Origin of the sequence: Jannaschia aquimarina, assembly GCF_000877395.1 — a bacterium.
In the GTDB taxonomy this organism is placed as follows: Bacteria; Pseudomonadota; Alphaproteobacteria; order Rhodobacterales; family Rhodobacteraceae; genus Jannaschia; species Jannaschia aquimarina.
The window spans coordinates 1-10,434 of sequence record NZ_JYFE01000064.1; the positions used below are offsets into that span (position 1 = coordinate 1).

Here is a 10,434-nt window from a genome sequence, read left to right on the forward strand (position 1 = left end):
GCGCCGGCCCGGCCGGGGCCGGAGCCGGGGCCATGGGAGCGGTCGGGGCGGCCGGAGCCGCCCCTGGGGCGATCACTCCTCAATGGGGTGGTCGTCGTCCTTGGGCTTGGGCACGAAGCCGACCAGTTCGGTGGCGCCGACCGGGAAGTCGAGTTTCACGGAGAGGATCGTGTCGCCGTTGTCGCGGATGTTCTCGAAGATCGTGCCGACGCGTTGGTAACGGGTCTTCTCTTCGCCGTTCTGGGTGAAGGTGACGGGGACGGTGAGGTTGTAGCGGGTCATCGTGGGACCTCCTTGTTTCGATGGGGATTGGAGGCCGGATCGGGACAGGGCGGACTGCCAGCGCGAATGCGGAGGGTCCGCGGCCCTCGGGCCGGGGAAGCCGTCTTCGCGCTTGCCGAGGCGCAGCCAAGGGGACCGGCCGCCCGCGATCCGGCAAACCCCGTCTTCGAGAAACAAGTCGGAGATCACGCGTCGCCCGCGTTACGACCGCCGTGCGATCCGTCATCAACAATACGGCGACGGGCCGGACCTGCACCCGCGGCGCCGTCTTCAAGACGTCCCTGGCGCGTCGGCCGGGACCGGCTGTCCGCGGCGTGTCGTGTCCAAGAGCGACAAGGATCGGCCACCGCGTCCGCCTGTCCGGCGGCGGGCATCCAGCCCGAGGGATCCTGACCTATTCGGCCTCTTCGGCCCAGCCCGGCGGTACCGCCAGCTGCGCCGCGATGGTCCCCGCCAGCGACCCGTAGACCACAGGCCCATCACCGCGCCGCGCGAACGCGCCGGAAGTGAGGTCCGCGTCCTCGCTCTCACGCGTCGCCATCGACGAGGCGATCCGCTCGGGCGGAACGCCATGCTGCAGCAGGAGCGAGATCAGCACGCAGGCGTCCTGCACCGTAAACTTTATGTCGGACCCCGACCGGAAGCCCTCGGAGTAGAAGACCTCGATGGGGCGTGCGGGGTCGGTCGGGTCGTAGCCGACGGTCACGAGGATCCGGGTGACGTTGCCGTCCGGGCGGACGTGCTCGACCTTGCGGGTCTCCAGGAGCCTTCGGTTGGATGGGCGCTGGCGGTCGGACTGCGGGTTGGGATCGGGGGCAGCGGTCATTGGTCGGCCCAAGGGTTCACGACCCGCACGCCCATAGCCTCGAACGGGCCGGTGTCGCGGGTGGCGACCATCATACGGCGTTCGAGGGCGATGGCGGCGATCGCCCCTTCCGCGAAGCTCCTCACCTCCCGACCGGCGGCCTTGGCCTTCGCCATGCCGCTCGCGAAATGGCGGGTGGTCGCGGTGGTAAAGGACGCGACACGACCACGCTCCATGAAGCGGGCGATCAGGTCCTCGTAGAACGCGTCGAGCTGCGCGCGACCCTTGCCTTCCGGCCAGCCCAGCACGCCGACGCGAAGCTCCGCGATGACGATGTCAGTGAGCCAGACCGACTCCGTGGCCTGGAGGTTCAGCCACGGCTGGATGATGGGCCGGTCCGCGCCCCTGCATAGTCCCGAGACGACGTTCGTATCGAGGATCATCATCGGAAGGTCGCCGGGTCCACGTCGTCGCGGATGCGCTCGAAGTCCGGGCCGTCCTTCGGCAGATCGTAGCTGTCGGCGAGCGCGCATAGCTCATCGCCGAGACCCGAATGGGGCTTCGGCGCGAACCGCTCGTTGAGGACGCGCCGGACCTTCTCCTCGGCGCTGATGCCCTCGGCGGCGGCCTGGGCCTTGATGGCGTTGTGGACCTCTTCGGTGAGGCGACGGATGGTGAGGGCGGGAGCGGGCATCGCAGCGACCTCCGGTGCTGGCAAATCCTAGAATGCAAATATGTGCCGTCAAACTCCGATATGCAAGCAAGGAGACCCCCGCCGAAGGGCGTTGTTGCGCAACTCGTGCCTAAGGCGTGACTGCCCTTTACCCTACCGGCGCTACGGCACGCGGGCGATCTTGGCGGTGCCAAGGGCGTTGAAGCGGTTCATGAGTACAATGCGGATTTAAATCTCGGCGGTCTCGCGGTCGGGGTCTCCGGAGACGATGCGTTTGCCGAAGGACTTCACGCAGCTCTCCCTTGCCTCGATGCGGCTTCGTAGGAGATCATTCAGGGGCCGGGAGAGACGGTCGAATTTCCCGACAACGACGTCGCCCTCGCGGAGCTAAGGGCTATCCTCCTCGTGGCCGACGCGCCCCCGAAAGAAAAAACAATGCCAGGGACTGCATTGCCGGCTGATTAGGAAGGCTTTCTCGATTTGAATGGACTTAAAAATATATATATGGATAGTTTGCAGCAATGACCAATCGGATATTATCCTGCTGGGATTTTCCATTGCAGCCGCACAACACGAACACCTCCCCCCAGCCTGCGAGTTCGAACATTTCAAAATTTTCCTTTGCTCCACAAGCTTAGACGACGACAAACACATTTCTGCCTCTCGGCAAAGCACAGATCCTCTCCGAACAAGCGGAGCGGATCATGCAAATCTCCATTATGAATATTAGGGCGACCGACAAGATTATCGGCCCTGAGTATTTCGGCGGAAACACAGTCTATCGCGCAAATATTGATCTTGCAACTGGACTGCCAACCGAAGCGTATATGAAGGCGGCCGAGCAACTCGATCTCACCCATCTACGATTCCCGGCTGGCCAGACAGAAACCTTTTTTGAGAACGGCGTCGTTATCGATAACGATATTCCACCCGATCTGAGGGCCTTTCTCACATGGGCGCGCTCGGCGGAAGAAGGGCCTTACACTGTCTCGATTGTTCTACCGACCGACAAGAGTTACACGGGTCCTAAAGACATCCAGAAATTCGCGGAGATCGTCCTGCGGGACTACTCTGATATCGTAACTGCGTTTGAAATCGGAAACGAATATTGGGGGCCGATAGATCATGAAATTACAGCAGCAAGCCGAGAGGCAGAGTACGGTCGCATCGCGTCAGAGATAGCAGAAGCTATTTCGAAAGCAGAGCTCGAGGTTGGTCGGGATGAGGCGATGGATGTCCTGATCCAAACCGCAAATCCCTCAGGCGCGTCATCAAATTACCACTTCGCAAAAGTCAAGGGGCAGGGCCTAACCGAGAAAGATCGATGGGATATGGCGAATCGCGAGATTGCTGCGGAACTATCTGACGCGGCAATATCAGAGATAGACGGGATTGTTCACCACTTTTATTGGGCTGACTACCACGCAGATGAACCTTCAAACAACCTTGGATATCGGATGGATTGGCATCGTGACGCTTGGGGCGATGTTCTTGGTCCAGATCTTGAGTTTCATGTAACCGAGTGGAACGTTATGGCTAGCAATCGGGCATTACTCGGCATGAAATCTGGCGGTGCGATCGTTCAGATGTTTTCCGATATGCTTTCTGCCGGTGTCGATCACGCCCAAATTTGGCCTCCGAAACACAATACGCGGAATGATCTTGCCGGAGGAAACACGCGGGCGGTAGTCTACGATGATCGGGACATCGTCACGAACTCCATCCAAGGGGCGGTCTTCGATCTCATGTCGAGCAGTCTCATTGGGCTTTCGCCCCTCGAGTTGACGGTCGAAGGCGCCGACACCGTGAGGATCCCATCCACAGAGATTCTCATACACGGGTTTGGGAACGAAGAAACGATCGTCTTCTATCTGTCATCCACCGATGAGGAAACGCAAGATATCGTAATAGATCCAGCTTGGCTTTCCCATGGACTCATGTTCGATCGAGGTCTTAAGGTTGGCATCGACCAGAGCACTTCCGATGGCGTCATGAGCTTTGAGAGCAGCCGATCGGAGGATGTCGAGGTGATCGTATCCAGAGGAAAGACCTATTTTACTAATGAAGACGATGTCGGCGCGTTGATTTCGGAGGTCGGAACAGTAGCACCTGATGGGTCCCTTAGCCTGACCCTTGCCCCATATGAAATCGTCGAACTTACATTCAGTTATGACGAAGCTATTTTCGCCGAGAATGAACTGTCGAGAGAGGCGATCCATCTCAATGGGAGCCCTTCTGATGACGATTTCGAAGTGGTGGATATCGCCCGTTCTATCAAAGCGGGCCTCGGGAATGATACGATCCGCGGAGGTTCGTTCGACGATATCCTATCTGGAGCTTCAGGACGAGATACGATTTTTGCTGGGGCTGGCAATGACGGCCTATACGGAGGCAATGGCGAAGACGTTCTTTACGGTGGACATGGCGACGACTTGATTATTGGCGCTGCGCAGGGCGACATCATGACCGGCGGCGCTGGAGCGGACACCTTCTTGATCCGAGAGGAGGACTTCGGGCCGATCGCAGATCGGATCACGGACTTCGAACTCGGGGTAGATCTCATCCATGTCGCTGCGGCTGAGTTTGAGAATGTTGCCGATCTTCACGCCTACTGGAACGAGTCAGAAGGAGGATCAGTGGTTGTCTTCAACCACTCAAGTGGCGGAAAGTCCCGGATTTTGGTCGAAGGTATCACTCCACATGAAATCCTGCAGCGCGAAAACTTTGAGTTCGGAGCGGATTTGACGGCTGTCGGCCTCCATCTGCTCGGAACTTCTCGCGAGGACACTCTGAGCGGAAGCTCCGGAAATGATACGCTTGATGGCGGATATGCCTCAGATCTCATTCTCGCCGGGGCTGGTGATGATCGGATTACTGTGGCTGACGGAGCCGATCTTGCAAATGGTGGCTCAGGCGACGATGTGATTCTGCTCAATGGATCGGAGACATTTGACCAAGGATATTCTGCGTACAATGCCAGTTCAATGGCCCAGACTGGAACAGGCGTCTATCTTAGCATCGCTGGGAAAAAGAAACTTGACGCTGTGGTGTTCGGGAAGGATGGCGCGGATGTCATTCAGCTGAGCGACGATAGTGACGCGTTTTTTCTTCATGACAACTACTCCGAGTTCCATGGGTCGCTTGCCTTAGCGCACGACACTTACGGGCGGATGGGCGTGGCTCGTTTTGTCGATGTGGAAACGATTCTCGGCATGGGTGGAGATGATGTCATAGACCTCACGAGCCCAGACTACAGCCTCGCAGGGATGCAGATGCTGATCGACGGCGGCACCGGCAACGATATCATCTGGGGTTCAGACGCGACGGAGGTACTTCTCGGCGGCAACGGGGACGATACACTGTTTGGTGGCGTCGGTGGCGATACGCTTGTCGGCGGTGCAGGCGCAGACATTTTCGAACTTACGCGAACCTCAAGCGGGACAGTCATCAAGGATTTCGATCCAAGCGCCGGCGATATGATTAAGGTATATGGTCTTGAAGCGGTCGACAGCATCGATTTCACCGACCGAAGCGTGATAATCCAGCACGACAGCGGTTCGCTACACTTTGATGTCATCGGCATTGACACGATCACCCAGCAAAACCAAGCCTCCACCGACTGGCTCCTGTTCTCTATGTAATTGAGCTTTGTAGGCTCTAGGCTGTGTTAACAAAACGTCGGGTCCAGAGCGCTCTGTCGCGCAAATCGGGTGATGGCCGATGTTCCCCTTTCCCGGGCGGACTTATCCCACAGCTTCCGTGACGGGTATGCCGAGCGCGGTGTAGCCATTCAGGACGGCGATGCGGACCTGGAGTTCTGCGACCTTGCGGTCGAAGTCCCTTGCCGTGAGCCGCTGGCCGAGCAATTTCACACAATGCATCTTTGTCTCGACGCGGCTTCGGCGGTGGTATCCGCTCTATCGTCGCCAGATCGCGCGGCCCAGGTTTTTGGAGGCGCGCAGGGCCTCGTTTCGCGCCACTGCTTCGGCGGTGATCATCTTCCAGGGCTTCGCGTTCTTGCAGGGCGCGATAACGGCATGGGCGCCGCGGTCGGCAAAGGCATCGTGACATTTACGTGTGTCATAGGCGCCATCAGCCGTGACGCTGCCGATCTCCTCGTCCGCCGGGATCTGGCTGAGCAGGTCGGGCAGGACCGGCGCATCGCCAATGTGGCTCCCGGTGATCTCGACGGCCCGGATCTCCAGCGTTTCCTCGTCGATCCCAAGGTGGATCTTGCTCCAAACGCGTCGTTTGAGGCCACCATGCTTGCGGGCGTGCCATTCCCCTTCGCCCTCGACCTTGATCCCGGTGCTGTCGATCAACAGGTGGAGCGGGCCCTTCTACCCACGGTAGGGGATGTTGACGGCTAGGGTCTTCTGACGACGGGACATTGTATTGAAGTCAGGCACCGTCCAGTCGAGGCCAACCAGCCGCAGCAGGCTCTCGACGAACCCGGTCGTCTGCCGGAGCGCCATGCCGAACAGCACTTTCATCGAGAGGCACGTCTGGATAGCGGCGTCGCTGTATGTCTGCTGTCGGCCACGCCCGCCTGTCGGCGCGGCATCCCAGCTCATCTCGGGCTCAAACCAGATCGCCAGCGAGCCCCGGCGCTTGAGCGCTTCGTTGTAGGCTGGCCAGTTCCTGGTCTTGTAGGTCGCGGGTATGAGTCCGCTCATGCATCCCAGCTACCACGCTGGATCCACAAGATGAATCCCTCACGCGATTTGTGCAAACAGTGCCAGCCTGTCATATAAAGCGCTACCAAGATCAATCCGAAATGTCGTATGCCTGTGGCCAGCCAAGCCAACGCGACGTAAGGCATAAAATTAATTCAATTTTAAGTCTTTGATGCCAGAGCAGAGCTTGGCTGGAGCAGGCCCACTAAAATTATCAACTCAAAACTACCAGCATCGAATGAAGGGCCCTTGCGAACGGTGAGGGCCCGCACATCGCAAGACCATGTCAGGATATGATCGAAGATGAGTCCCATCTGCTTGCCCCAACAGGACGAATTTGGGATGGTAGACTTGGAGGGCTACGTTAGAGATGCCATACCGGAACATTTAGCTAAGAAGGTAACACGGTCTCTTTACGATCGCTTCGGATCATTGGAAGGTATCCTTTCTGCATCAGAATATGAACTTGGATCGGTTTCTGACGTAGGTCCTTCACTCGCTTCGAGTCTTGTTCGTCTGGGGCGGCTTTCCCAGCGAAGGACAACGGCTCGATACCTAGATGACCCTGTACGACAGTACCATGCGAGACTGTATGAAGTAGTGAGATCGCATACCGCTCCTCAGTGCCGAATGCAAACTTCGGCCGTATACCTTGACGCGATAGGAAGACCGATTGGGCGAAGCCTAATCGCGCAGGGGACATCGAATCACACACCAATTTTGCCCAGGCAGGTCGTAGCCGGAGCGCTGGAATACAATGCCTGCAGCGTTGCCGTCTGTGTCTTCACAGAGTTTCCTAGTCTGAAGATGCCCGATATCCTTCAAGGAGAAGCAGTTACGCTGGATTACATTTTAAGCCTTTTCGATATTCGGCTGATGCCGGTTATGGCATACAATGATCTTGAATTCAGAATATGGCCGCTGACTGAAATGCTTTGAGACCCGCACGATATTTGGATATTGAGACTTTCATTCCAGCTGACAGCAGAGCATTTGAGTTGGCTTACAATGCTTGCCCTACCGGATCTGTCGATCGGTACTGCCTTATCCCTCGCAAATAATCGTATTCCGCCCCAGCCGGAAGCTCTCTTGGCGAAGCGAAGGTGCTTGGCGGATACGAGAGGCGGAGAGGAAATCCTCACGACTTCAGAATAGCCTATAGTCATGGGTGAGCGGATTTTTGCCGTTCTCTTTACTTCTCTCCGGAAATTAACCTTCCGTTCACAGATTCGCTCGACGCTCTGCATACTACAACGATAATTTAGGATTGATCCAATGTTGGATATTCATCTAAGCGGTGGCATCAACACATCTTCCTGCAGAATCTGCTCCAACCGGGGCTGGATCGACGAAGTCAACCTCGCGCGGACAATTATGCGAGTAGCCCCATGTCCATCCTGTCTTAATGGTGCAATTATGGGCCGAACGATAAATGCAGAAAACAGTCCGGTTGTGTCGGTAAAGGGGACGATTGTTTTGAACCCTCCGGGCGGCGTCCCGACGGCTAACCTCGCTCGCGAAACGCACATGCGCGGTTGACGGGAAATTCGGTCGGGGCTCTGGGAGAAGGAGGCCCGACCTACGGTCTATTCTATTCTCACTGGCCCTCTGCCGGTTTTGTGGGCAGCGACTTAAGCTTTCATCGTTCGCTCCTCGAATGCGACAGGGCTTAGGTACCCGACGCGCGGCGTCTGAAAGCGCTTGAGGGGGAGAACGCGAAGCTGAAGCGGCTCTACGCCGAGGCGATGCTGGACAACGCCGGTCTGAAGGATCTTTTGAGCTCAAATTGGTGACGCCCGCTGCCAAGTGGACAGCAGTCGCTCGTCTGATGGATCACCATCAGATGAGCGAGCGGCGGGCGTGCCATCTCGTCGGCGCGGATCGGACGATGATCCGCTACCGATTTCAGGACCCGGCCGACGAAGCGCTGCGCGACCGCATGCGCGAGCTGGCCGGCGGATGGCGCCGGTTCGGCTATCGGCGGTTCCACGTCCTGTTGCGGCAGGAGGGCCTGGTCGTGAACCGCATAGACGAGAACGCAATGCCGCGCCGCACCTTCCAGCACGATGCTGCCGGCAACGTTGTCTTCGACGACCGGTCCGGCGTGAGCACCGTGTCCGCAAAGCCGCCATAGCGTTTCAGGTGGAGGCGGCGCAGTCTGACGGGCCGACGGTCCGGGCCATGACGCCAGCGATCCCGTCGACCAACAGGGCCTCAATCCCCTTCTCCGAGAGCAGTTCGCCGGGCGCCTCCCCGACCTCCGGCGGTAGCGCCGCGCGGAGCGCCTCGAGGTCTGCTCATGCGCTGTCGCGGAAGCCGGGTTTGGCGGCTTCCTCCTGCATACGGCGCAGCAACCCGTCGGCCAGTGGACTGACCTCCGGCCGGTCAACCTTCCCGAGGCAGACGGACTCGAGATGCACGCCCTCAATGCTGTCTGCCACCGCTGCGAGATGGGCGCGCGGATCGTCCGCCCAAGCCGCCGCGCCGTCGCCGGATACGCGCCAGCTGACATGAGGAGATCGAATGATGCGACGCCGCGATCCGTTCAAAGGCTATCAGTTCCCGAAGGTCGTCATCCTTTTGGCGGTTCGCTGGTACCGCCGCTATCCGCTTTCATATCGGAACGTGCGCGATCTCCTGGCCGAGCGCGGTATCATCGTGGACGCGGCAACCGTGTATCGATGGGTCCAGAAGTTCGGCCCAGAGATCCGCAAACGCGCCTCTGGCCGGCACCGCAACTGGCGGGGACTGCGATGGCATGTCAACGAAACCTACCTCCGCGTGAATGGTCGCTGGTGCTATCTTTGGCGCGCTGTCGACCAATGCGGCCAGCTCATAGATTTCCGCTTGACCGCACGGCGTACTGCCAATGCCGCAAGGGCTTTCATGCGCCAGGCATCCGATACCGTCCGCTGCCACCACCCGATGACCATCATTACGGATAAGGCCCACAGCTACGCCAAGATCATCGGAGAATGGAATGTGCGATCTGGTCCGACAGACGCAATCCGACATGTCACCCGTAAGCACCTGAACAATCGGATCGAGAGTGACCACGCCGTCCTGCAGCATCGTCTGACGCCCATGCGTGGGCTGCAGAGTCTGAGAACCGCCAAGGCCACACTGAAAGGCGTCGAGACCTTCCGTGCGATCCGCAACGGCCATTTCGCGGGATGTGAGCGCGGTGTCGCAAATGAGATCGTCTTCGTCCGGAATCTGTTCAGCGACGCGAAAGAAGCTGCCTGACGGAGCCTGGCCCTCGCATCGCATGCGCAGAGGCGAACAATGCAACGGGCCCGACGAGGCTCACTCCGGCCGGTCCTTTCGGCGGGTTCCGGTTTCGGCGTAGCGCGCGAGGAGGGCGTCGGCGCGGGCGAGGGCGGTGTCGAGGGCGGCGAGCGCTTCCGCCTCGCGGGCGGCGAGGGCTTCGGCGTCCCGATGTGCGGGCTCCCCTGCCCGGTCCGCGGCGTCGGCTCCCGGCCCGTCCTGCGGAACCCCCTCTGTCAAGTCCGATGTGGAGACGCCCCCCTGCCCCGCGCCGGCCGTCCGGCCTCGGCGCATGGCGAGGCGCGCGGCCATGTCGGGACGGACCCAGACGCGCCAGCGGGTGCGCGGCGTGACGCAGGTCAGGATGCCGGCCCCGGCAGCCTCGTCGATCAGGGTGAAGGCCGCGCGCCGCGACACGCCGAGCGCCGCGCGCAGGCGCGCCGCAGTCAGGATCGGCTCGTCGGCGGCGAGGGTGACCACGTCGCGCAGCCGCGACTTGGCGTTGCGCCGCGCCGCCGCCGCCCGCGCCTGCGTCCGCCAGCCGCGCAGCAGCGCGATCTGGCCCAGCGTCCGGTCGAGCTCCGCGCCGAGGCCCCGCATCAGGTTCTCCAGTCCCGGCCGCGTGCCGGGGGACCAGGCGCGGAACCCGCCTTCGCTCAGGGCGATCGAGGGCAGCAGGATCCAGCCCGCCGCGATATGGCCCAGCAGTGCGCCGGCCCCCTCCCCTTCCC

At 59.8% G+C, this 10,434-nt stretch carries 9 protein-coding genes and 3 pseudogenes; 4 read left to right on the forward strand and 8 right to left on the reverse strand.

What is annotated here, in order from left to right:
• Window positions 1-72: 72 nt before the first annotated feature.
• From jaqu_RS17390 to jaqu_RS21455, 5 genes and pseudogenes are all read right to left on the reverse strand, one after another.
• Window positions 73-282 carry a hypothetical protein gene (locus tag jaqu_RS17390; protein WP_043920292.1) on the reverse strand — a complete coding sequence of 70 codons (210 nt, stop codon included), beginning with the start codon at window positions 280-282 and terminating at the stop codon, window positions 73-75.
• Between the two features lie 394 nt (window positions 283-676).
• Window positions 677-1,108: a TSCPD domain-containing protein gene (locus jaqu_RS17395; RefSeq protein ID WP_052501047.1), complete on the reverse strand. Its 432-nt coding sequence runs from the start codon at window positions 1,106-1,108 to the stop codon at window positions 677-679.
• Complete coding sequence (locus jaqu_RS17400) at window positions 1,105-1,530, reverse strand: PIN domain-containing protein (RefSeq protein ID WP_161793892.1); 426 nt, start codon at window positions 1,528-1,530, stop codon at window positions 1,105-1,107. Before jaqu_RS17400 ends, jaqu_RS17395 begins: the two co-directional genes overlap by 4 nt.
• Window positions 1,530-1,781, reverse strand: coding sequence for a FitA-like ribbon-helix-helix domain-containing protein (locus tag jaqu_RS17405; RefSeq protein ID WP_052501048.1), 252 nt, complete (start codon window positions 1,779-1,781; stop codon window positions 1,530-1,532). Before jaqu_RS17405 ends, jaqu_RS17400 begins: the two co-directional genes overlap by 1 nt.
• A 141-nt stretch (window positions 1,782-1,922) precedes the next feature.
• Window positions 1,923-2,081: pseudogene (locus tag jaqu_RS21455) on the reverse strand (IS5/IS1182 family transposase); the annotation flags it as partial.
• A gap of 383 nt (window positions 2,082-2,464) precedes the next feature.
• On the opposite strand from jaqu_RS21455, the gene jaqu_RS17410 reads away from it, so the two are divergent.
• On the forward strand, window positions 2,465-5,401 hold the full coding sequence (locus jaqu_RS17410; RefSeq protein ID WP_043920287.1) for a calcium-binding protein: 2,937 nt from the start codon (window positions 2,465-2,467) through the stop codon (window positions 5,399-5,401).
• A gap of 102 nt (window positions 5,402-5,503) precedes the next feature.
• Here the strand turns inward: jaqu_RS17410 and jaqu_RS17420 are convergent.
• Window positions 5,504-6,436 (reverse strand): annotated as a pseudogene (locus tag jaqu_RS17420) (IS5 family transposase).
• 342 nt (window positions 6,437-6,778) lie between these two features.
• Here jaqu_RS17420 and jaqu_RS22425 point away from each other — a divergent pair.
• Together jaqu_RS22425 and jaqu_RS22170 are read left to right on the forward strand one after the other, a co-directional pair.
• Window positions 6,779-7,375 carry a JAB domain-containing protein gene (locus jaqu_RS22425; protein WP_392387224.1) on the forward strand — a complete coding sequence of 199 codons (597 nt, stop codon included), beginning with the start codon at window positions 6,779-6,781 and terminating at the stop codon, window positions 7,373-7,375.
• A 734-nt stretch (window positions 7,376-8,109) separates the two neighbouring features.
• Window positions 8,110-8,459: pseudogene (locus jaqu_RS22170) on the forward strand (IS3 family transposase); the annotation flags it as partial.
• Window positions 8,460-8,733: 274 nt separating this feature from the next.
• Here jaqu_RS22170 and jaqu_RS21745 read toward each other — a convergent pair.
• On the reverse strand, window positions 8,734-8,877 hold the full coding sequence (locus tag jaqu_RS21745) for a hypothetical protein (protein ID WP_161793894.1): 144 nt from the start codon (window positions 8,875-8,877) through the stop codon (window positions 8,734-8,736).
• An 85-nt stretch (window positions 8,878-8,962) separates the two neighbouring features.
• Between jaqu_RS21745 and jaqu_RS17435 the strand changes: the two genes are divergently transcribed.
• The gene (locus jaqu_RS17435) at window positions 8,963-9,682 is read left to right on the forward strand and encodes an IS6 family transposase (protein ID WP_043920290.1); all 720 of its coding nucleotides are present in this window, start codon (window positions 8,963-8,965) and stop codon (window positions 9,680-9,682) included.
• Between the two features lie 60 nt (window positions 9,683-9,742).
• Here jaqu_RS17435 and jaqu_RS21750 read toward each other — a convergent pair.
• The coding region (locus jaqu_RS21750; protein ID WP_043920291.1) for a Fic family protein at window positions 9,743-10,434 on the reverse strand (692 nt) is incomplete at its 5' end.